Origin of the sequence: Oceanidesulfovibrio marinus (genome assembly GCF_013085545.1) — a bacterium.
Lineage (GTDB): Bacteria > Desulfobacterota > Desulfovibrionia > Desulfovibrionales > Desulfovibrionaceae > Oceanidesulfovibrio > Oceanidesulfovibrio marinus.
In genome coordinates this window covers 464,173-486,777 of the sequence record NZ_CP039543.1, presented here as the reverse complement: position 1 = coordinate 486,777, position 22,605 = coordinate 464,173, and the positions used below count along the sequence as shown (strand labels likewise).

Genomic DNA, 22,605 nt, shown 5'->3' with positions numbered 1-22,605 from the left:
GGCAGGGGCAGATACGGTCCTTGACGCACTTGGCGCAATCTATCCCGATACGGCTCCTGGCAATCATCCGCACATGCGTTTGTGTTGATATGCCAATCCCTTGCCTAAGTTCCATCTGTGCTACGGCTCCACATGGAAAGCGCTGTGGTGGGTCACGGCGCCGCGGGGCATCGTGTCGGCCATGGGCAGGTACAAAACAACCTCTGGCGGTACGCCCTCCATGGTCAGCGGTGCGGCCTGGACAAAGCCGAAGTGGCGGTAGAAGGCGGGATCGCCCACCAGCACGCAACCGGTAGCACCCATGGCGCGGATGGCCTCCAACCCGTCCCGCACCAGGCGCGAGCCCACGCCCCGGCGCTGGAACGGCGGCAGCACGCCCACTGGTCCCAGTATGTAGAGCCCGCACTCGGCGCCGCCCACCAGGGCCGGGGAAAAGGCGATGTGGCCGACGACCTGGCCCTCCATATCCGCCACCAGCGAGACGCTCAGCGCGCCGGCCTCGCGCAGGCCGTCCACGATGAGGTGCTCGGTCTGCCGGCTGTAGGGATGGCTGGCAAATGCCTCGACATGAACCGTACGGATAGCCTCGATGTCGCGCAGCTCTTCATTGCGGATTATCACTCCGTATTCCTTCTGAATTCCTGGCGATTGATTACATGCCGCTGAGAGTGCGGGTCCGCTTGCTCCGTTCGCGCAGCGCCATGAGCAGCGCATCCTTCTTGAGCAGGCCGACGACCTCGCCGGGCCTTTTGGGATCGATCACCGGCAGGCAGGAGACCGGCGTGAACTCGAACTTTATCAGCGCCTCGTTGAGGGTTTCGCCGTTGTCCACGGTGACCACCGTACGGGTCATCATGTCGCGCACGCGCCTGCTCGCCGGCTTCAGCAGACAGTCCTTGATGTGCGGCCTCAGATCGCTCATGGAGAGCATACCCACGAGCTTCCCCGCGTCGTCCAGCACCGGGTAGTGCGGGTACCGGGACGCCGCCGCCTTGTTCAGTACCTCCAGGAAGGTGGCGTCTTCGTGAAGCGTTTCGAAGCGCGTCTCCATGACCTCGGTCACGGCCAGCTCGGCCAGGAAGTCGGGGTCGAACCCGCGCACGATGTTCACGCCCTGGCGCAGCAGCTTCATCTCGTACGCCGAGTAGCCGAAGAGCAGCCGCACGGTCAGCGCGCTGGCTATGCACGCCGCCATCAGCGGCAGCACCCCGCCGTAGCTCATGGTCAGCTCCACGGCGGTGAACAGCGCGGTGATGGGGGCCAGGGTGGTGCCGGCCAGCACGGCGGCCATGCCGGCCACAGCGTAGTTCTGCGGATGCAGGGCCAGCGTGGGGTCGATGGCGTTGAGGCCCAGGCTGACGACCGTGCCCAGGGCCGCACCCAGAAAGAAGGACGGCCCCATGATGCCGCCGCTCATGCCGGAGCCGATGCAGACCGAGGTGGCGGCGATCTTGAGCACGATGAGCAACAGCGCAAGCCCCAGGGCTAGGTGCCCGGCCAGGGCGAGGTTTACCGTCTCATAGCCCACGCCCAATACATCCGGCGTAATCAGGGCGATGAGGCCGAGCAGCAGCCCGCCGATGGCCGGCTTCACCCAGCGCGGCAGCGGGATGCGCTCGAAGAACATGTCGGCGCCGAAGACCGAGCGGATGAAGGCGATGGCCACCAGCCCGGCCAGCACGCCCATGGGCGCATAGATGAGCAGCTCCCAGTACTTCTGCAGGCCGGTGGGTCCGGCGAGCTCGAAGGCGGCGAAATGGCCCCAGAAAAAGCGCGACAGCGCCGAGGCCGTGACGGCGGCTACGATGATGTGCGCCATGTAGGCCACCTCGATCTCCACGAGGATGACTTCCATGGCGAAGAGTGCGCCAGTGAGCGGCGCGTTGAACGTGGCAGCAATGCCCGCGGCCGCGCCGGAGGCCAGCAGCACCGGCAGCATCTCCGGGGTCAGCCTGAATAATCCGCCGATTGTGGAGCCCACGGATGCGCCGATCTGTACGATGGGCCCCTCGCGGCCCACCGAAGCGCCCGCGCCCAGCAGCAGGCTTGTGACCAGGGCCTTGAACACGGCCACCCGCCGCCGCATGACGCCCTTGCCCACGGTGATGGCGCGGATGACCTCTGGCACGCCGGGCCCGCGCGCCTCGGGTGCGAAAAAGGTGATGACCGGCCCCACGGCCAGACCGGCAGCCGTGGGCACGAGCAGCACCAGCCACCACGGCGCCTGGCGCACGGTTTCCAGGAAGTTGCCGCCCTCCCCGCCCCAGAAGAGCTCCTGGAACAGCAGGATGAGCTCGCGGAACAGATACGCGCCGCCCGCAGCCAGCACGCCCACCAGCACGGCCAGAAACAGCAGGCCGATGTACCGCAGCCTGGCCTGGTGCCAGCGCCTGGGCGATCTCTGCCGCGCCAGGGAGACGAGCCGCCGGCTCATCCCCGTAATCATGCAACCCACCTCATGCGCATCGTATCAATATACATGGCGGCGGGATGTGTTGCAAAGAACCGTTGGCCGAGCTGGCTATCGAGTCTGTGCCAAAGGCGCGGCGCCGTGCTGCGTCCGCCCGTCCTGCTTACGGTTATGGAGCGGGACGAACCGAACTCTTTGTGCGCAGGCCCATGAACGCAAGAACGGCGCCGGATCGGGAAAATCCGGCGCCGTCGTGAGCTCCGTCCCCGGACCAGGAATGCAGGAGGCATCTTCCCGGAGGGTTGGAGCTGGTCTCGGACGCGTAGCCCTTCCTCTGCTCTTTCGCAGTGGGATGCTGACGAGGAACACACCCCTGCGGAGAGACGGCCGCCCTTGCGAGGCATGTCGCCGGCGTACCAGGGTTGCCGGCTGAAACCATTCAGCAAGGGTGTAGCGCCGGCGCCGCTCTGTGACGACGCCGGCCATGCGTCCGGGAGACTCAGTTACTTGGAGTACTCGTCCATGTAGATCCAGAGCACGCCGCCGAGCTCCACCGGCTTCTGGTTGCCGTCGGGATCGGGCAGCGTGAAGTCCGCAGTGTTCAGCGCGGCAAAGCCCCACCAGCCCGGCTGCGGGCAGGCAAAGGTGAAGATGCCCGCGCCGTCGGCCTTGACCACCTGCGTCTCATGGTAATCACTGGGCAGGGAGAAACCGGCCTGGTTGTAGAGCTCCACCTCGACCTCGGCGTTGGGCACGGGCTTGCCGTCCAGCAGCACCTGGCCCACAAAAGCGTTGCCGGCGTAGTTGCCGAAGGGCCGCAGCAGGGGCACGATCTCGGTCTTCAGGCCCAGAGGCTCGTCCCAGCCGTCCTCACCGCCGAAAGCCGGCACCACGGCCTTGGTGTAGTGGATGATGGAGCAGTCCTCGGCAGGCTCCCAGTACGGCACGGGCTCCATGTAAAAGGTGTACACGCCGGGGCGCTTCACGTCGTAATGCACGGTCCAGGCCGGATGCTCCATCACCGTGGCTTCCTTGAGGGAGCCCAGCAGGTCGGTCTTTTCGCCCTCGAACACCACGCCGAACTCCTTGGGCTTGACCAGGTTCATGCCCTCGCCGCCAAAGGGGTGCGAGAAGGACAGGGTCACGTCCACGGAGCGGTTGTCCGGCGTAACCACGGGCTGGCTGGGGATGACCATGCCGAAGTGGGCAAAGGCCGGTGCGGACATGATCAGCAAAAAGAACGCGGCAAGTACGAGTCGATTGAAACGCATACGATTCCCTCCCAGGATTGCAGTATGGTTATACTATACTAAAAATAGTAACACGAGATGCTACAAAAGAAGCCGCGGGCAACTCCCCCCACGGCTCCCTGTTTGCTATTGCTTCTTGCGGCTTTTGGCGTAGGCCAGCAGACCAGCCAGACCGAAAAGGTAGCCGATGCCGCCGAAGATGTCGGACATCTTGGGGCCGGCGTCCATCTCCATACGGTTCACAGCGCGCACCAGGGGCGAGATTTTCTCGTCCAGCTTCTTGTCCAGCGCAGCCTCCAGCTTGGCTTCCAGCGCGACCTCCAGGGCTTCCACCGCCGCCGGGGCCTGCGCGGCTCCGGTGCTTCCGGATGCGGCGGCCGGTGCGGCGCTTTCCGCCTGCCCGGCTTCTGCAGCGGTCTCAGCAGTGGACTCTGTTGCCGGAGCAGCCACGCCGGCGTATTCCTTGGCGCGCACGGTCCAGCTGCTGCGGTGTCCTTCCCCGGCGTTGACCACGATCTCCAGGTCGATCGGGTTCTTCAGGGCGGACTCCGGAATCGCGAAGACGAACTCGCCGGTTTCGTTGGTCGTGCCGGTCAGCAGCACGTCGCCGGTGGACGCGTCGTGCACTTCCACGCCGCCTTCCCGCACGGGATTACCACGGCTGAACTCCGATTCCATATGCACGTCGGTCCCCTCCACCCAGGCGAACACGTTGACCCGGTGGGCCCACGCCGTAGTGGCGAGCAGGACGAGACACAGCGCTGCGAGTGCGGAGTAGAGATAACGCATGGTTACGCTCCCGCTACGCGTTGCAGATTGAGAATTTCCGGCTGGACCTTGGCCAGGAACGAGATGATGAACACGGTAACCACCCCCTCTATGCCCATGACCGGCAGATGCGCCAGCAGCAGCGTGCCGGCCGCGGCCAGGAATCCCTCGTCCGTGAACACCAGACATAGGGAGACGAGCACGGCGGACAGCGCGATGGGCAACGCCCCGGCAAAGAACGCCGCCACAGGGCGCACGCCGCCGCCCTTGACGATGAGCCTGTGGAAGACGAGGTAGCAGAGCACAGCGGGCGCGGCCATGTTGAAGGTATTGATGCCCAGGGTGGTGAGCCCGCCGAACTGGAAGAACACGGCCTGCAGCAACAGCCCGACCATGATGGCCGGGAACGCGGCCCATCCCAGGATGATGCCTAAGAGACCGTTGAGCACCAGATGGACGCTGGTGGGTCCGACAGGAAAGTGGATGAGGCTGGCGACGAAGAACGCCGCGGAGAGCATGGCCACGGTCATGATGCGCTCGTGATCCAACCGCTTGATACCGAGCCATGTTCCCCCGACGGCCAGCGCCCAACCAGCGGCCAGCACCGGTGTGGATAGAACGCCTTCGGAGATGTGCATGATTCTTTCGATCCTTGAAAATATCCAGTAGGCAGTCTGGTCGGATGCGGCCTGGCTGCGAGCTTCGGGTTGATTGCCCGCGCGAGCGACACGACATTACAAAAAGTGTTACGCATTGGCAACACGATTTTTTCCATTTGCACATATCGATTATTATTCTCAAAGACCTCGTCCATTATCCTCTGTCCGTCAAACACACCAATGGCCAGACCATACGTTTCTTTGCTGGTCTGCGGTGAATATATTTTGCTAGAGTGGGTCGAGCTTGCTCACAACACATCCATTGATCTTCAAGGAGGTTCGCCATATGAAACGCGCCATCGTCATCCTGCTCTCCCTCGCCGCTGTCTGCATCCTGGCCCTGAGTGGTTGCGAGAAAAAGCCCCAGGTCATCATCGCCCCGATCTCGCCGGAGATATTCCGCTTCCCCAACGGCGCCACCCTGCCCGCCAACACCGCGGACCGCGCCGGGGCCCTTGGCGAGATCGCCGTGCAGGCCCACAGACGCCATCTGCTGGGCGGTCCGGACATGGGCGCGAACCGCGAGACCGTGGAGATCGCCATGGACATGTTCTACGACCTCTCCCAGGCCCAGGGCGCCGGCGAGGTGACACTGTTCTTCGATACGGGCAGCGCCGTGATCAAGCCCGGAGAGCGTGACAAGCTGGAGCAGTTCCTGAGCCGCATCGCCCTGGATGGCTACGGCCGCACGGTGCATCTGCTGCTCATCGGCAGCGCCTCGGCCACCGGCCCCCGCGAGCTGAACACCAGGCTCTCCACACAGCGGACCGAAGCCCCGCTGCCCATCGTCCAGCGCATGCTCAGTGGTGGACCATACGCCATCCACCCCATCAACGCCCTGGGCGACATGTACAGCCCGCGGAACGTGCCGAACCAGGTGAACCGGCTGTACCAGTACGTGCAGATCATCGTGGCGTACGGACCGTAGTGGCGCCGGCCTGCGCCCCCGGAGGCCGCCTCGCCTTGCTGCGTCCGGCATGATGTGCGTATATAGCGTCTGACAATACGTATCATTGATAACATCATGTATCTACGCGCCGAACGCATATCCAAAGCCTACGATGGTCAGGCTGTACTCAAGGACGTCTCATTCGAGGTCGAGACCGGCGAGATGGTCTCCATCATCGGCCCGTCCGGCGTGGGCAAGACCACGCTGCTGCGCATCCTGGCCGGGCTGGAAAAGGCCGACGTCGGCGAGATCGACTTTGCGGTCAAACCATCGCGCAAGCACCCGGTTATCCTGGTGTTTCAAGACTACCTGCTCTTCCCCAGCCTGACCGTGTTCGAGAACGCGGCCTTTGGCCTGCGGGTGCGGAAAATGAAGCGCCGAGAGATAACCGAGGCCGTGGACAGGGTGCTGTCCCACTTCGGCCTGTCGGACAAGGCGGACGCCTACCCGAGCCAGCTCTCGGCCGGGCAGAAGCAGCGCGTGGCCATAGCCCGCGCCGTGGTGGTGAACCCTGCCCTGCTGCTGCTCGACGAGCCCTTTGCCAACCTGGACCCCACGCTCAAGATGCAGACGGCCGAGTTTCTGCGCGAGACGCAACGCGCCTTTGGCGTGACCACGGTGAGCGTGACCCACGACCTGGCCGAGGCCCTGGCCATGTCCGACCGCGTGGGCCTGATGCTGGGCGGAGAGCTGGTGCAGTACGCCGGGGCCGAGGAGGTCTACCAGCGGCCGGTCAGCCTGGAGGCGGCCGAGTTCCTGGGGCCCATCAACCAGCTCGACTCCGACATCGCCGCCAGCCTGGGCGTTCCCTGCAACGGCGGCCCGGTCATGATCCGGCCGGAGTCCCTGACCATGATCCGCGACGATGGCGGACCCGCCACAGTGGAAAGCAGCCGCTTTGCCGGCGCGCTGACCAAGTACACGGTGCATCTCGACGGCCGCCGCATCGAGGTCCTCTCGTCCAGCAACGGCTTCGCCGCCGGGGACCGCGTGGCCCTGCGCATCGCCGACGACAATCACCCAACCAGTACCGAAGGAGCAGCATAACCATGCGATCCCATCGTTCCCTGCTACTTGTCCTCGTCCTGCTTGCGCTGTGCCTGTGCATATCCGCTTGCTCGGAGGAGCCGGCGTCCGAGACGCAGTCCAACCAAACCGAGGCTACTGCGGCTCCGCAGGCCGAAGAGCCCCCGGCGGCCAAGCTGCCCCCAGCCGAAGGCGGCACGCCCACGGGCGAGTTTGTGGAGGCGGGCAAGATTCCCTTGGGGGACGACCTGCTGGTCACGCCGTGGGAGGAGATCGTTGCCGCGGCCAACGGCACCACCGTGCGCTTCTACATGTACGGCGGCTTTGCCCACACCAACAAGTGGGTGGACGGCTGGGTGGCCGACCAGGTGAAGCAACGCTACGGCATCACCCTGGAGCGCGTGCCCATGGACGCCAGCGTGTTCATCAACAAGCTTTTGGGCGAAAAATCCGCCGGCCAGGAAGAAGGCTCCATCGACCTCTTGTGGATCAACGGCGAGAACTTCAAGAACGCACGGGAGGCGGACCTGCTCTTCGGCCCGTTTGCCGAACTCTGCCCCAACTACGTGCAGCACGTGGACAAGACAATGGCGGCCACGGACTTCGGCTTCCCCACGGACGGCTATGAAACGCCGTATGGCAAGGCGCAGTTCGTGTTCGAGTACGACACCGCCAAGCTCACCGACCCGCCCTCCTCCTTTGCCGAGCTGCCCACGTGGGTTGCCGACAACCCCGGCATGTTCACCTACCCCCGGCCGCCGGACTTCACCGGCTCGGCCTTCATCCGCCAGGCGCTTTACGCCGTTACCGGCGGGTACGCCCAATACATGGACGGCTTCGAACAGGAGCTGTTCCAGGAAAAGGCGCCCGTCCTTTGGGACTATCTGAACGGCATGGAGGAGCAGCTTTGGGAAAAGGGCGACGCCTACCCCAAGGACAGCGCCATCCTCGATACGCTTTTTGCGCGTGGCGAGGTGCTGCTGAACATGAGCTACCACCCCATGCACGCGCAGTCCAAAATTCTGGACGGCACCTACCCGGACACGGTGCGCACCTTTGTCATGGATGAAGGCTCCATCTACAACCTGCACTTCACGGCCATTCCCTACAATGCGCCGAACAAGACCGGTGCCGTGGTGGTGGCCAACTTCCTGATGTCTCTGGAGGCCCAGCTTTCCAAGTTCGATCCGCAGAACTGGGGCGACTTCCCGGCCATCGACCTGTCCACGCTCTCCCAGGAGTGGCGGGACAAGTTCGCGGCTGTGGACGTGGGCGCGCCCACCCTGAGCCCGGAGGTTCTGGACAAGCACGCCGTGCCGGAGATTCCGGCCAAGTATTTAGAAGCGTTGGAAAACGGTTGGGAAGACAACGTCCTGCACCAGTAGCGGGATGCGCTCATGACCAAGGATTCCACAGGCCGGCTCTCTCTGGGCCAGGCGCTGCTGCGGCTCTCGCCGCTGGCGCTGCCGTGCGTGGCGCTGTTCGGCGGCGGGTTGGCCCTGGCTATAGCCCAATCATTCGGCGTGGCGCTGCCCTTTCCGTACGAGGGCGGCGCCTTTGCCGCCTATCAGGAGCTCACGAGGCCGCATCTGGCCGGCTCCATCCTGCTGTCCCTGTGGGTGGCCCTGGCGTCCGCGGGGTTGTCGGTGATCTGCGGTTCCATCCTGGCCTACGCCATCTGGCGGCTGCCCAACGCCTTGCAGCGCTGGACCATCATCTACAAGACGCCGCTCATCCTGCCGCCCATCGCCGTGGGCTTTCTGGCCATCATCTTTCTCAGCCGCAGTGGCGTGCTCAGCTCCCTGGCCTTCCACATCGGGCTGGTGGACACGCCGGCCGACTTCCCCTCCATCCTCTACGGCGGCTGGGGCGGCGGCATCATCCTGGCCTATCTCTACAAGGAAACGCCCTTTGTGGTGCTGCTGAGCCTGGCCGCGCTGCGCCGACTGGACCCCGGCCTAGTGCAGACGGCGCACATGTTCCACGCGAGCCGCGCGACCATCTTCCGCACCATCATCCTGCCGCATCTCGCGCCGGTGCTGCATACGGTGTTCATCATCCTCTTCCTCTACAGCTTCGGCGCGTTCGATATCCCCTACCTGGTGGGCGAGAGCTCGCCGGGCATGCTCAGCGTAGAGGCGTTCAACCTCTACTTCAAGCGGACCCTGGCGGACCGGCCCACGGCCATGGCCCTGCTCACGCTCATGTTCCTCTTCTCCGTGGGGTTCATCGTGATCTACACGCGCACGGCCTCGCGCCTGGGCCAGAAGGAGCGCAAGCTGTGAAGAACGCGCTCCGCGCATCCGCCGGATGGACAAATCAAGTGCCGCAACGCGGATGCATGCGGGGTTCTGCCGGAGCCGCGGCCATGAGGTTGCCATGAAACGGCCTCTGCTGTTGGCCATGCTGGCCGTGCTCTTTCTCGCGCCGCTCGCCGTGCTCGCGGTCTACTCCCTGGGCTCGGGCTGGGCGTTTCCCGATCTTCTGCCGCGGCGGTTCGACCTGCGCGCCGTCCGGTACATCGCCGGGGAGTGGCAATCCGTGGCCAAGCACCTGGCCTCCTCGACGGCGTACTCCCTGGCCACAGCCGCGCTCACCCTGGTGCTGACCATCGCGCCGGCCCACCTCTTTGCCAGGCGGCGCTTTCCCGGCAAGGTCCTGCTGGAGGGCATCCTGCTGGCGCCGGCCCTGGTGCCGGCCATGACCTTCTCCATGGGCGTGCACTACATGTTCATCCGCGCGGGCCTGAACGACACGATGCTCGGCGTGGTGCTGGTGCTGGCCACGTTCAGCTACCCGTACATGCTGCGGGCGCTGGTAGCCGGGTACCAGTCCTTTGGCGAGGAGTACGCCCTGTGCGCGCAGAACCTGGGGGCCGGTCCATTGAGCCGGCTCTGGCGGGTGGAGCTGCCTCTGCTCATGCCGGCCATTGTTGCCGGGGGCTCCGTGGTTTTTCTGGTGGCCTTTTCCGAGTACTTCCTGGTCTTCCTCATCGGCGGCGGCCGGGTGCCTTCCTTCACGGGCTACCTCTTTCCCTTCCTGGCTTCGTCGGATCTGGGCCTGGCCTCGGCCCTCACCCTGGTCTTCTTCATCGCGCCGCTCATACTCTTCGTCCTGGTGGAGCTCACCGTCTCGCGGGCCTACCGCCGCCGCGGGCTGTACTGAAGACGCCATCTCTGCACATCCACGTTGACATCGCGGGCAAAGCGGGCGAACTGTGCTACAACAATGGATAAACCATGACACATTCGCCACGGCACAACTCGCCGGTCTACCGGCTCATGCACTCGCGGTCGTTCGACCTCACGGTGACGCACTTTGCTCCCCTGCTGTGTCTCGGGCTCGGCTTCATGAGCCTGGCGCAGGCCTGGTGGGATCTTGAGGCCATGTACCACACCTCGCAGCTCCAGGTGTATCTCATCCTCGTCGTGTGCGGCATCGTCCTGGGCGGGGCGGCCTACCTGATCCAAAGAAGGCTCTCCCCGCGGGACCGCCACGGCGCGCTGATTCTGGCCGTGGTCGGCTTTGTCTGCGGCGTGCTGCCTGTGCTCATGATCCTCTCCGCCACGGTGCTCATGGCCGTCACGCTATTCACCGTGCTCGCAGTGGTTCTGCGCGTGGCCAGCTTCCTGCGCACGGTGGCTTCGCTCTTGGCGCCCAACCGCAACCCGACCTGGCCGCAGGTGGGTTCGCTGCTTTACACCTACCTGTCGCTGCTCACCGCCTTTACCCTCATCAACGTAGCGCTGGACCTCTTTCCCGAGCTGTTCACCGGCGCGCAACCGGCCTTCAACTTCGGGGGCCAGGGCTCCATGCTGGTCAACTCGTTCTACTTCAGCGTGGTGGTCATGACCACGCTGGGCTTCGGCGACATCACGCCGCACACTTCCCTGGCCAAGGTGTCCGTGGCCCTGCAATGCCTGACGAGCTACGTGATGTTCGCCCTGCTCGTGGGCGTAGCCACCCGCGGCGTGCTGGGCAAGGACGACAAGTAGCAGTAATTGGGAAATGGAGGCCGCTCTGCGGCTCCGGCCTGACCCGGCGGCGAACCACCAGATACGAGCATCTCCTGAAATCGCACAAAAGAAGGCCCGGAGAGATCATCCCCGGGCCTGTGCTATGTCATGCGCCTGCCGGTTTGCGGCGATCATGGCCAAGGGCCCGTTGCGGGCCGTGCCGGCAGCGCCAAGTATCCAGAATTGTGGACTTATGTCAGGCAGGCTTGCCGCAGAGGAGCTTGCGCTCGCCGTCTTCGAAGAGCACGAGCATCTTTCCTTCCGAGCCGAAAACTTCCTCGATGCGGCCAAAACCGAACTTCTTGTGGTCCAGGATATCGCCAACCTCAAAGATACCGTCCATGGCGTAAGGGCGCGCCTCGCCCACGGGCAGCGTGGAGACGTCGAGGAACTTCTTGGGCGCCTTCTTTTTGGAGCTGCGGGAGGTCGTCTTCTTCGCGGTCTTGGTGCCCACCGGCTTGGGAGGCCGGTACTTGCGGTTGGCGCCGCAGGTCAGGCATTGCACGCGAAGGGGGACGCCATTTTCTGCGGCCACCACGACGTGTTTTCGTTCATCCTTGCAGGTCCGACATGCCGTCACAATATTTTCGCCAGGTTCCAAAGCTTCTATCCTTCATGTCTTGGTTGGTTGGGTCGTTGCCGTCTGTGAATCATGCAGGTTGCCACACATCGCCGCTCTTGGGAAATCATTCTTTGCCGATAATATTCAGAGCCGAATCTGTAGCAATTTACCGCTTTTCCCGTCCAACGTGCGGGCATGGCTGGAGTAATACGCGCCCAGCCGGCTGGGGGCGACGAAGCCGGCTCGCTGTGATACCATCCAAACTGTAACAATCACGCAACCCGCTATTCACTTTTGGAGAAAGCGACATGCAGGAATGGAATGCCGGCGCATTGCTCAAAGTCTCCGGAGGCTACTGGCAATCGTGCGCGCTGCATGCCGGGATCAAGCTGGACGTGTTCACGGCCATAGACACCCGCTCCATGCAGCCGGAGGACGTGGCCGCGCGCATACACGCCGACCCGGACGCCACATCGCGGCTGCTGGACGCCCTGGCTGCCATGGGGCTGCTCACCAAGGAATCGGGCAGGTTCTCCAACACGGACGTCTCCCTGCGCCATCTGTGCAAGAGCTCCAAGAACTACCTGGGCTACATCATGCTGCACCACCACTACCTCATGGACTCCTGGAGCAGGCTGGACGCCGCCGTGCTGGAAGGCAAGCCGGTGGGCGAGCAGACCCAGGCCCGAGAGGACACGCGCGAGGCTTTTCTCATGGGCATGTACAACAACGCCATGCTCCAGGCCCCGGAGCTGGTGGAGCGTATCGACCTGACCGGCCGGCGCACCTTGCTGGACATGGGCGGCGGCCCCGGCACCTACGCCATCCAGTTCTGCCTGCGCAATCCCAAGCTCACCGCCACGGTCTTCGACCTGCCCACCACCAGGCCATTCGCCGAGGAGACCATTGCCCGCTTCGGCCTATCCGGCCGCATCGAGTTCGAGCCCGGCAACTATCTGGAGACCACGCTGCCCAGGCATTTCGACGTGGTCTGGATGTCGCACGTCCTGCACAGCCAGGGGTACGGCGTCTGCCGCGAGATGATCCGCAAGGCCGTGGCCGCGCTCGACCCCGGCGGCCTGCTGCTCATCCACGACTTCTACCTGAACGAGCACAAGGACGGCCCGCCCTTGCCGGCGCTCTTCTCGCTGAACATGCTCGTGCGCACCCAGGAGGGCCGCAGCTACTCGGACCGCGAGGTGCGGGATATGATGGAGGAAGCCGGCCTGCAGAAGGTGCGCCGCCTGAGCTATGAAAGCCCGTCCCAGTCAGGCGTGCTCATGGCGGTGAAGCCGGAGTAGCAACACGGCCGCCGTGAATACGGTCCGGCATCCTGAATGGATATCCGGACAACAGCCTAAAACAACAGTCCACACAACAGCAATGGCCCGCGGCTCCGTGGCTGTGGCCGGAGCCGCGGACCATGCCCTACCTAGCCGGCGCTACACGCTGCCGTTAGTGCTCAGTTCGGTGATGATCCGGGTGAGGGAGGCGGACATGTCCGCCAGCCCTCGGGATGACACCAGCGCCTTGTCCATGCCGAGCGCCGATTCAGCCGCTATCTCCGTGACCTCCTCCACGGCGCTGTTTATCTGCGTCGATGCGGAGGACTGCTCTTCCGAGGCCGCGGCAATGGACTGCACCTGCCCGGCCGTGTCGCTGGCCAGATCCAGAATACACTGCAACGCCGCTCCGGAAGACTCGGCGTGCTGGCTGGCTTCGCCCACCACCGTGGCCACCTCGTCCATGCCTCCCAGGGCCTGGTTTGTTGCGTCCTGGATGGCGCTGATGCGCTGGCGCACCTCGTGCGTCGCAGTCATGGTCTTTTCCGCGAGCTTGCGAACCTCGTCGGCCACCACGGCGAAGCCCCTGCCGGCTTCACCTGCGCGGGCCGCCTCGATGGCCGCGTTGAGCGCCAGCAGGTTGGTCTGATCGGCGATATCGTTGATCACGGTGATGACGTCGCCGACGCCCCTGGCGTCGTGTCCCAGCAATCCCATGGAGTCCTTGAGCTTGTTCGTGATCCGGCTGACCGCCTGCATGGAGTCGCCGGTCTTGCGGACAACGTCGGCGCCCTGCAGGGCGTTCTCGCGCGCGGCCTGGGCCGCCTCCGCCGCCAGGCTGGCGCTGCGGGCTATCTCCAGAACCGTCGCATTCATCTGCTCCATGGCCGTGGACGTCTCGTACATCCGGTCCTTCTGGACCACGGCGCCGTTGGCAACCTGCTCGGACATGGCCGAAAGCGACACGGCCGCTCCGGAAAGCTCCTCGGCAATATGTCTGGCGCGCTCCGCCACTTCGAGATTGCCCGAGTACAGACTCTGGGCCCGCCGCTGCAGCTCCAGGGCTTCGGCCTCGGCCCTGGTGGCTTTCTCGGCATGGCTCGCTGCTTCGGCCTGTTGCTCCTCGGCAACCGCGATGGTCTCGTTGAGCCGTCCCACCATGCCGGTAACGTCATCGCGGAGCGCGGCGAACTCGCCCTGGAAAACGCCTGTTGGCATGGTGTTCCTGTCACCGCCGGCCACCGCCTGGGTGTAGTTCTGGAGCGACCCCAGTGAAAAGCCGATGCCGCGGATTATCCGCCAGAACAACAGGCAGATGACAACGGCCAGACCAAGCTCCATGGCGCCGGTGGTCATGGCGATGGAGGAGGAAAGATCGCGGCGTTTGTCCGTGTAGTATTGTCGAAGCTTGAGCATATGGGGCTCCATGCTGCGGCCCTGCTCTACCAGCGTCTGGGTGAGCTCTCGTTTGCGCGCCATGCCCTGGGCGTACTGCGTAAACGCCGCGATGTAGGCTTCCAGCTCGTCGCGCAGAGCTCCTGCACTGGCTCTCTGCACCTGATCCTGCAGCGTATCGAGCCTGGTGCGGAATGCCGGCACATACCCATCCCCGCGCTGGAGCACGTTCTTTTCCTGGCGCCGCAGCTCCAGCAGGGCGATTCGCGCTCCGGTGTCGCCGGAGGCCTCGATGTCGTCACCCATCCGGCGCGCCGCCGCCACAAAACGGCCGAGCAGGCCCTGCGTTTCGGAAAGCCCCATTGTCTGCATGGTGTCGCTCAGGGCCAACAGGTCGGTTTCGTAGGCGGATACGGCGGCTGCCGCCGTGCGGCACGCTTCGGCATTGTCCTGGTCATCCGTCGCAATGTTGTCCAGCGTGGCGCGTAGTGTGGCCAGGTATTCTTTGGCCTTGTCCGTGTAGGCCAGGTCGTCGCGCATGATGAGGTTCTTTTCGTGCCGGCGCACCTGAAGAACCTGCACCTCGCCTTCGAGCGCAAGGTTCTCCAACCGGGACAACCGTGCTATCAGGCGCTGGCCAATCAGATTGGCCGTGAAGAAACTGAGAAATCCAAGGAGGGTGAGCAGCAGCAGGAAGTACAGACGAGCCTTAATGGACATTGAGTTACCTCGCGTTGGAAGGGGGGAACGTGATTCCATCGATCCGTCACGAGGAGGCACGAGGCAAGGCTCATGCCAAGCATTCGAGAGATTGTGAATTTTATATCATGCACAAATCAGGTAGAAAATAGACACCCGCTTACCTGATAGAAACTTCGAAACGCCGAGCCAGATGTCGGATTTTTTTACAATTCGTAAAGCATTGCGCATCATTTCAGCCTTGATTGTCCCTGTATAAACGATTTGCGCAAGGTGTCTGGGAGGGCTGGAGGGAATGATGACGACGGCGGCCCGGCGATTCCTTCGGCGGCCTGGGGAACACTGTCTCTAGGGCCCCATGTGGGCGAGGTGGGGCATTCCGTGCCTCCCTGTCCCGGCTCGCTGAGTCGTGCAGCCTACTTCGGGGTTAATACATACATATGTTCCGCGATGCCTGGGCCCACTTCATATGTATATTTGATGGTGTACTTCTCATTCTCAAACGTAACATCGACGTCCCCAAAAAAGGCGTCTACGATCTCTTGCTTCTTGTCCGGCGCATAGAGATCAGCAAATGATTTCACAAATTGGCGCGCCTCTCGCTTGTCTGAATGGAGTCCCTCTCCGACATTACGAATCCAATCGTTCCAAAGGTACTTCACCTTTGTGACTACTTTGGCTTTCCTGTCGCTGTTTATAAAAAACTTCACCGTTTCTTTCGCACCGGTGACACACCCCCACATCCCCCAAGGGACTGACTGAGACGGCGGGAAAATCTTCTCATTTCGACACGTAAGAACAGCTTTCGCCCTCTGTACTTCCTTTTTATAGTCCATGGCATGCCCATCCGCAGGACGATATCCCAGGGCTGCAAATAAAATGATAATCGAGATACATAATTTGAGCATCACTTCCCCCTAGACCATGCTATATGTTTTTACAACCAGTATAGCTATATATAACAGACTGAACCGCTGCGCAATGCGTACTATGGCGTACGCGTGATCCGCCACTTATGATATGGATTTGAAGGCTAAGGCGAGTTTCTTCCTTTTCTCTGCTCCATACGAAAAACAGCCCGGCAATCGCGCAGGACTGCCGGGCTGTTTCATATTTTTGGTCTGTTGGGCTGCTACTTGCCTTTAGGCTGCTTCATAATCTTCTGGTTGGTCACCCAGTCGTTCAGTTCGATGAAGCGTTCCGAGACGTTGTAGCGGCCCCTCTCGAACACGCCGTAGTCGCCGCCGCCGGCCATGGCCGAGGCGTAGCGCACGTGGTTCGCGGCAAAGAACCAGACGCCGGTCCACAGGCGTTCGGGGTACTCATCAAAGGGGTTGCCGTCCTTGTCCAAGCCCGTGGCCAGTCCGTCCTTCCAGGCTTCGCTCATCACCTTGGTCGCTGCTCTGGTCCGCTCGTTGGTCACCTTGATGGTGTTCTCGAACCGTGCCCAGTGATGCTCCACCCAGCTCGCGCCGTGGCAGGAGCGGCAAACGGCCTGCATGTTCCCGGTGCGCGCGTCCTGTTCCTTTTCGCCGATGAGGAAGTCCATGGCGATATCGCCGTCAAAGGTAGTGGGCAGGTGGATGCCGTCCTGGTTGACGATGATGGACGTGTCCGCTTTGGCCGGCTGGGGATGCGCGTAGATCAGGCCAAAGATGCGCCACGGCAGCCGCGGCGTTACGGCGTGAGTGCGCTTGGCGATCACCGTGCCGTCCGGAGAGACCACCTCCGAGATGTGGCAGGTGGCGCAGGTGGGCGCGCGGAAGTCCTTGCCCACGGTCCACGGCACGGCGTCGAAGTCCCAGTCCCCGTGCTTGGAGTTGTAGATGGTGCCGTGCTTGGAAAGGTCATAGACCTTGTACGCCGGCACGTCCGGCCCGCTGTGGCACTCCCCGCACGTGGCAGGGGAGCGCGCCTCTGCGATGGAGAAGGTGTGCCGGGTGTGGCAGGGCGTGCAGGAGCCCTTGCTCCCGTCCAGGTTGATGCGGCCCGGCCCCTGGTTGGGCCAGCCCTCGATAACCGGGACGTCGAACGATCCATAGTCAGTGTCGTGGGTCTTGGTGCCGTTCACGGAAAGCTTGGTGCCGTGGCAGTAGAGGCAGCTCTCGGCGTAGGTTTCCGGGTCGCTCGGAGTGAACTCGGCTTTGCCTGTGTCGGTTCTGGCCATATGGCCGTTCACGCTGACCACGAACTGCTGGTAGAAGGGGTTGTTCACCAGGTTGCCGTACGCCTGGGACATGAGGTTGTCCTTGTACTCCTCCCGCTCCGTGGCGTGGCAGGTGGCGCAGTCGTCCGGGGAAACCACCACATGGACCTGGAAACCGGCGTGCTCAAAGGTGTCGGCGTGCTTGCCGGACCGCATGGTGTGGCACTCGGCGCAGCCCACCACTGTTTCCTGCAGCTCCTCGGGAATGTCCGTGCTGGAGACCCGCCGCGCCTGCTCGTCCTTCTTCAGGCCCTCGGCCGGGGTGATGCGCGCGTGCCGGCTCTTGCGCCAGCCAGCCACAATGCCGGGATGCAGGCCCTCATGACAGGCCAGACACTGGGAGGTGGCGTCGGAGACCGGAATGTCGTCCGCATCGTCCTTGTCCTGCGCAAGCCCCCGCTGCGCCGGCACAAGGCAGAACAACGCCGCCAGGGAGCACAGAGTGAGTATACGGAAATGTCGCAACATGGATATCCTCCTGGGAATCGTTGACTAGTCGAAAGCGGCCGGCCGGCCGGGATCGTCAAGGTGCTTGCGAACCTCGGCCAGATGGGCTGCGTTGGTGCGATTCTCGGACAGAGTCGGCAGGTCGTCGAAGTCAAAGAAGGCGGCGTCCAGGGTTTCGTCGCTGGAGTGCGGCTCTCCGCCCAGGTCCTTGCAGATGAACACGGCCTTGTACGCGTGGAAGAACTCCATGGGCCGGCCCTTGCGGTTGGCGTCGTACAGCCCCACCAGCCGCCTGGCCCGCGCACGCACGCCGCTCTCCTCGAAAATCTCGCGCTCCACCATGCACGAGGGATACTCGCCCACGTCGGCCCAGCCGCCGGGCAGGCACCACTTCTCGTCCATGCGCTCCTGCACCAGCAGCACCTTGCCCTCGCGGATCACGGCCCCGCGCACGTCCACCTTTACCGTGGCGTAACCGGGCTGCAGCAGGAAGACCTCTTCCACGGTCGCGCGGTCGAGCTGGCTGTTCATGGCCGTCATCTCGGCCGCTATCTCCATGAAACGCTTGAACAACGCCTCGTCGTAATGGCTCTTGGCGTAGGTCAGGCCGGTCTGGGCCATTGCCTGCATCTCGCGCGCCCACTCCAGCCACGGCGGCACAGGCGCATCATCTGGAATATTGGTCATATCTTGGCGTTTGATGTCGTCATTTAAGGGATATTCTCTGATACTATTCGGAGCACAGAATTGTTACCTTCGTGCTCCTGCGGCATTCGCCGCGAGGCCCCGCCCGAGGCGTGGCCGTTCGTATAACTGAAGAGCGAAAATACAAGTATTTTCTGCTCCCAGTAATATCATAAATATGGAGCGGCAAAAAGCGTCAAAATGGAAAACCCGGGAAGAGGCGCGCGGACAGCCTTGCCACAAAGACGTCACGTCCCGGTGCTCCCTACCCCCCTCCCGCATGCCACGACACAATGAACATTAAGGCGTACACCGATACGAGGGTGAATGTGAGTATGCCGTTCACCACTGTGTGCACACGCAGTTTCAGCCGCAGCAGACAGTACACCTCCAGCAGGGAGCCCACGGCGACAAGCAGGATAGATGCATACAGGGCGTATGATCCTATCAAAAACACCGTTGATTCGGGATCCGTATAAAAATTCGGATACGATGACACGCGGTAGTAGAGTGCGAACAGCATCCAGGCCACTAAACAGCATACGGTAGTGATCCAAAGCAATCTCGTTCCCGTCATGGTCGCCATCCTCGCTGGACAGTTGCAGAGCTGTCAGCCATTGTTAAGAATCATCACGCGTGGTTACGCAACGCCAGCTCCTGCGGATGCGGTCTGAGATACCACTGCCTGCTTAAGTACGGCTCCTGATACTTCCGCGTAAAGTGGTTGATGAGCGTGATGGGCACGATGAGCGGCACGTGCCCCTGGCGGAAGTGCTCGATGACCTCCAGAAGCTCCTGCTTCTCGTCCGCGGAAAGCTGCGTCTTGAAGTAGCCCATGGCGTGCTGCAGCACGTTCTGGTGCTTGGCCGGGGTCAGCTTGCGCTCCAGGCAGGCGTGCATTGTCCCCAGGTAGTCGCAGTAGACGTCCTCGATGGACCGCTCCTTGGCGTGGGCCGCGATGGCCCCAAGCTCCCGCGCGTGCTGCGGACTGTGCGCCATAAAGATGAGCTTGTGCGTGGCCTGGAACTCCATCAGCTCGCGCGGGGTCCTGCCCCTGGCAATGCTCTGGCGCAACCGCTGGAACAGGAAGATTTTTTCGATAAACATCTCGCGCAGCAGCGCATCGTTCAGCCGGCCGTCGTCCTCAACCGGCAGCAGGGGGAAGCGCTCCACAAAGGCCTGCGCAAAGATGCCGCGGCCCTTGTGCGATATGGGCTGGCCTGTCTCCTGGTTGTAGACCTTGATGTTGTGGAGCCCGCTGGAGGGCGAACGGCTCTTGAAAACGAAGCCGCAAAGGTTCTTCGCAGCCAACTCGTCCAGCACCGGGCCAGCCCACGCCTTCATGCGTTCGGTGTGGTCCTCGCCTGTCTTGCGCGTCACCAGCCTGGGGTTTTCCGGATCACCTACCAGCCGCAGGGAGTCTCGCGGAGTGGGCAGGCCGCACTCCACCTCCGGGCACACGCCCACGTACTCCACGAACTGGCCCAGCGTGTCGCGCAAAAAGCGGTCCAGCTGATGCCCGCCGTCGTAGCGGACGTTCTCTCCCAGCAGGCACCGGCTGATGCCGATGCGCGGCGGCCCGTGTACCAAATCCGGAGCCTCCGGGCCCTGCATGACAAGCGAGCTGCACGCCGTATCGGTCATGTGACCTCCCTGGAATGGATGATCCCTCCTGATACGACGGATTTTCGTTTGGCGTAAAGCCTCTTGCCATTTTTTCCCAGGAGGGCGAGAACTATCCACTTTCAAACGACCAAGGAGGTTACCAATGATGACGCGTGACGATGCTCTGGCGCTGGTCAAGGCGCAGGGTCCCGAACCGCATCTTGTGGAGCACGGCGAGCAGACCGAGGCCGTGATGGAGGCGCTGGCCGCCCGGCTGGCTCCCGGTGATGAAGCCCTGTGGGGCATTACCGGCCTGCTGCACGACGTGGACTTTCCCCAGACCAAGGACAATCCCGACCGCCACGGCCTCTCCGCCGCGGAGCTCATCGGCGAGGGCCTGCCGCCCGAGGCCATCCACGCCATTGCCGCGCACAACGGCGAGTGCACCGGCGTAGCGCCCGAGACGAACTTCGACTGGGCCCTGCGTTGCGCCGAGACCGTGACCGGGCTGATAAAGGCCGCAGCCCTGGTCCGACCCGACGGCTACACCGGTATGAAGGCCAAGAGTCTGAAAAAGAAAATGAAAGACAAGTCATTTGCCGCTAATGTGAATCGCGACAATATTCGCGAGTGCGAGAAAATAGGCCTGGAGCTGGGCGAGTTTCTGGACCTTGCCGTGGCGGCCATGGCGGCTCGCGAACAGGATCAAAATCATTAAACATTGCTCATGCTTCGCTATCCCCCCTGGTGAGCGTCCCGGCGCTTTGCTATAAAAAACAGCATGGATGCGGTCCTTTTCTGCAACGACGGCGCGCCGGTGCCCGCCCCTTTGGCCCGGCGCGGACCGCTGTGCTTCCTCCCTGTCGGGAACACCCCGCTTCTCGACCTCGTTCTCCAGAGCCTTGCCGCGGCCGGCGTGACTCGGACGTTCCTGGTGTTCGCACCGGACGCCACCATGAACGCCGAGAACCGACGGCACTGGCTTGAGGCGGAGCACTCCTCCGGCCTGGAGATCGAGGCCGTGCCCTATGCTGGCGGCCTGCTCGACACGGTTATGCGCGTGCGCGGCCACCTGGGCGAGGACTTCCTGCTCCTCCCCAAAATATCCCTGGCCGGGCCGGAGATCGCGCAGATTCTGACCATCCACCGCCGGGAGCGAAACGCCCTGACCTACTACGCCTCCCGCGGCAGCAACGGCGACCTCCACCCGTCCAACGTCATGTGCCTCAACCAGGCCGTGCTCGGCCTCTCCCCGGTCATGGGCGTGCACTCCGCGCCGGAGCTGGTGGAACGCATCCACCAGACGGCCGTGCGCGTGAATGTCTGCAAGGAGCCGCTGGACGCGCTGACCATCCGCGGCCTGGGCGAGCTCTTCTCCGCCAACATGCTGGCCCTGCGCGGCAAGCTCCCGCAGGTTCGGCTGGAGGGCAAGAAGATCGCCGACGGCGTGCGCGTGGGCGAGAACTGCCGCATCCACTCCTCGGCGCGGCTCAAGGGGCCGGTCTTCCTGGGCGACGGCTGCCGCATCGGCCGCAACGCCAGCGTGGGGCCCAACGTGGTTATGGGGCCGGGCTCCATTGTGGACCGCAACGCCCATGTGCGTGACGCCGTGGTTCTGGACAACGCCTATGTGGGGCCGGACTCGGAAATGGAAAAGTGCTGGATCGCCGGGGAGTTCCTGGTGCGCATGGCCGACAACGAGGTACTCTCCATCACCGACCCGCACGGCCTGGGCACGGCGCCCTCCGCCGCTTCGGCCGAGGAGGCCACGGCCTGCTGCTACCCCGGTCTCATCCATCGCCTCGTTGCCCTGGCCGGACTCATCATCAGCCTGCCGGCCCTGATCCCACACCTAGTCAATCACCTGCTGCACCCCTCGGCGCACCGCATCGTCACCCGCGTCTTTGCCCGGCACCCGCAGCCCAAGCCACAGCGCAAGCCCACGGCTGACGGAGAGTACGACGCGTTTAGTCAAGGCGGCCGCTCGACCACCCTGCCCGGCGCGCCCGTCTTTGGTTTTGCCGGCGGCGATGGAGGCAACGCCTACCTCCATGATAGTGATCCGGCCGACGGCCGCGGCATCGACACTGACCCGCGCGCCGGCATCGCCCACGCCGCTTCCGGCAACGTCTCGGGCAACGCCGCTGAAGACGAACCAGCCGTTACGGCAACGGTTCCGGATGACGAGGCCCTGACCGTCGATGATGAGCTTCAGGAGGAGCCGATCGCCGCCGCACCCCACACCGCCGCTCGGTCCCCCAGGAAGAAGCCCGCCGCTTCAATGGAGCTCGGACGCTACCACATGCTGGCTGGTGCTCCCGGCTCCGGCATCCTGCCGCGCTCCCTGCCCGCGCTGTGGGACGTGCTGCTGGGCCGCATCGCCCTGGTGGGCGTGGAGCCCCTGACCCCGGAAGAGGCCGCCATGTGCGTCGAGCCGTGGGAGCGCGTCCGCTTCGCCGCGCCACCCGGGCTGGTGCAGCCGCGCCACGCCTTCACCACCCGGCCCTTGCCGCAGTCCCAGAAGCGCGCCATGGAGCACTTCTACGCGCGCACCCGCACCATCCGCGGCGACATCCGCCTGCTGATCCGGGCCATCCTGCACCGCATTTTCGGCTGATCTCGACATCCCTTTTTCCTGTATTCACG

The 22,605-nt window shown here is 63.5% G+C and carries 20 protein-coding genes; 9 read left to right on the top strand and 11 right to left on the bottom strand.

Features of this window, described 5'->3' with window-relative positions; all coding sequences use genetic code 11:
• Window positions 1–120: 120 nt before the first annotated feature.
• From E8L03_RS02200 to cbiM, 5 genes are all read right to left on the bottom strand, one after another.
• On the bottom strand, window positions 121–621 hold the full coding sequence (locus E8L03_RS02200) for a GNAT family N-acetyltransferase (protein ID WP_216367931.1): 501 nt from the start codon (window positions 619–621) through the stop codon (window positions 121–123).
• 31 nt (window positions 622–652) lie between these two features.
• Complete coding sequence (locus E8L03_RS02195; protein ID WP_216367930.1) at window positions 653–2,446, bottom strand: chloride channel protein; 1,794 nt, start codon at window positions 2,444–2,446, stop codon at window positions 653–655.
• A 467-nt stretch (window positions 2,447–2,913) separates the two neighbouring features.
• Window positions 2,914–3,681: a DUF4198 domain-containing protein gene (locus tag E8L03_RS02190; protein ID WP_144305529.1), complete on the bottom strand. Its 768-nt coding sequence runs from the start codon at window positions 3,679–3,681 to the stop codon at window positions 2,914–2,916.
• Between the two features lie 105 nt (window positions 3,682–3,786).
• Window positions 3,787–4,449: a hypothetical protein gene (locus E8L03_RS02185; protein WP_171266441.1), complete on the bottom strand. Its 663-nt coding sequence runs from the start codon at window positions 4,447–4,449 to the stop codon at window positions 3,787–3,789.
• A 2-nt stretch (window positions 4,450–4,451) separates the two neighbouring features.
• On the bottom strand, window positions 4,452–5,066 hold the full coding sequence (gene cbiM / locus E8L03_RS02180; protein ID WP_171266440.1) for a cobalt transporter CbiM: 615 nt from the start codon (window positions 5,064–5,066) through the stop codon (window positions 4,452–4,454).
• 307 nt (window positions 5,067–5,373) lie between these two features.
• Between cbiM and E8L03_RS02175 the strand changes: the two genes are divergently transcribed.
• The 6 genes from E8L03_RS02175 (at window position 5,374) to E8L03_RS02150 (ending at window position 11,057) form a co-directional block, all read left to right on the top strand.
• Window positions 5,374–6,015 (top strand): OmpA family protein, encoded by a 642-nt coding sequence (locus E8L03_RS02175; protein WP_171266439.1) that lies wholly within the window; start codon window positions 5,374–5,376, stop codon window positions 6,013–6,015.
• 96 nt (window positions 6,016–6,111) lie between these two features.
• The gene (locus E8L03_RS02170; protein ID WP_171266438.1) at window positions 6,112–7,083 is read left to right on the top strand and encodes an ABC transporter ATP-binding protein; all 972 of its coding nucleotides are present in this window, start codon (window positions 6,112–6,114) and stop codon (window positions 7,081–7,083) included.
• 2 nt (window positions 7,084–7,085) lie between these two features.
• Window positions 7,086–8,447, top strand: a complete 1,362-nt coding sequence (locus E8L03_RS02165) for an ABC transporter substrate-binding protein (protein WP_171266437.1) — start codon at window positions 7,086–7,088, stop codon at window positions 8,445–8,447.
• A gap of 12 nt (window positions 8,448–8,459) precedes the next feature.
• Window positions 8,460–9,347 carry an ABC transporter permease gene (locus E8L03_RS02160; RefSeq protein ID WP_144305523.1) on the top strand — a complete coding sequence of 296 codons (888 nt, stop codon included), beginning with the start codon at window positions 8,460–8,462 and terminating at the stop codon, window positions 9,345–9,347.
• Window positions 9,348–9,441: 94 nt separating this feature from the next.
• Entirely contained in the window at window positions 9,442–10,227 is a 786-nt protein-coding gene (locus tag E8L03_RS02155; protein ID WP_171266436.1) for an ABC transporter permease, read from the top strand.
• Window positions 10,228–10,301: 74 nt separating this feature from the next.
• Entirely contained in the window at window positions 10,302–11,057 is a 756-nt protein-coding gene (locus tag E8L03_RS02150; protein ID WP_144305521.1) for an ion channel, read from the top strand.
• A gap of 217 nt (window positions 11,058–11,274) precedes the next feature.
• Here E8L03_RS02150 and E8L03_RS02145 read toward each other — a convergent pair whose 3' ends face one another.
• On the bottom strand, window positions 11,275–11,616 hold the full coding sequence (locus tag E8L03_RS02145; RefSeq protein WP_171266435.1) for a hypothetical protein: 342 nt from the start codon (window positions 11,614–11,616) through the stop codon (window positions 11,275–11,277).
• A gap of 332 nt (window positions 11,617–11,948) precedes the next feature.
• Here E8L03_RS02145 and E8L03_RS02140 point away from each other — a divergent pair, with 332 nt between their 5' ends.
• Window positions 11,949–12,941 (top strand): methyltransferase, encoded by a 993-nt coding sequence (locus E8L03_RS02140; protein ID WP_171266434.1) that lies wholly within the window; start codon window positions 11,949–11,951, stop codon window positions 12,939–12,941.
• A gap of 141 nt (window positions 12,942–13,082) precedes the next feature.
• On the opposite strand, the gene E8L03_RS02135 is transcribed toward E8L03_RS02140, so the two are convergent.
• The 5 genes from E8L03_RS02135 to E8L03_RS02115 form a co-directional block, all read right to left on the bottom strand.
• Entirely contained in the window at window positions 13,083–15,038 is a 1,956-nt protein-coding gene (locus E8L03_RS02135) for a methyl-accepting chemotaxis protein (protein WP_171266433.1), read from the bottom strand.
• A gap of 395 nt (window positions 15,039–15,433) precedes the next feature.
• The gene (locus E8L03_RS02130; protein WP_171266432.1) at window positions 15,434–15,853 is read right to left on the bottom strand and encodes a hypothetical protein; all 420 of its coding nucleotides are present in this window, start codon (window positions 15,851–15,853) and stop codon (window positions 15,434–15,436) included.
• Between the two features lie 296 nt (window positions 15,854–16,149).
• A complete protein-coding gene (locus E8L03_RS02125; RefSeq protein WP_171266431.1) occupies window positions 16,150–17,691 on the bottom strand; it encodes a multiheme c-type cytochrome in 1,542 nt (513 codons plus the stop codon).
• Between the two features lie 24 nt (window positions 17,692–17,715).
• Entirely contained in the window at window positions 17,716–18,357 is a 642-nt protein-coding gene (locus E8L03_RS02120) for an NUDIX hydrolase (RefSeq protein WP_171266430.1), read from the bottom strand.
• Window positions 18,358–18,984: 627 nt separating this feature from the next.
• Window positions 18,985–19,968: a YbgA family protein gene (locus tag E8L03_RS02115; RefSeq protein ID WP_144305694.1), complete on the bottom strand. Its 984-nt coding sequence runs from the start codon at window positions 19,966–19,968 to the stop codon at window positions 18,985–18,987.
• Between the two features lie 154 nt (window positions 19,969–20,122).
• On the opposite strand from E8L03_RS02115, the gene E8L03_RS02110 reads away from it, so the two are divergent.
• The gene (locus tag E8L03_RS02110; RefSeq protein WP_144305514.1) at window positions 20,123–20,677 is read left to right on the top strand and encodes an HD family phosphohydrolase; all 555 of its coding nucleotides are present in this window, start codon (window positions 20,123–20,125) and stop codon (window positions 20,675–20,677) included.
• 63 nt (window positions 20,678–20,740) lie between these two features.
• The gene (locus tag E8L03_RS02105) at window positions 20,741–22,576 is read left to right on the top strand and encodes a sugar transferase (protein WP_171266429.1); all 1,836 of its coding nucleotides are present in this window, start codon (window positions 20,741–20,743) and stop codon (window positions 22,574–22,576) included.
• Window positions 22,577–22,605: the final 29 nt, after the last annotated feature.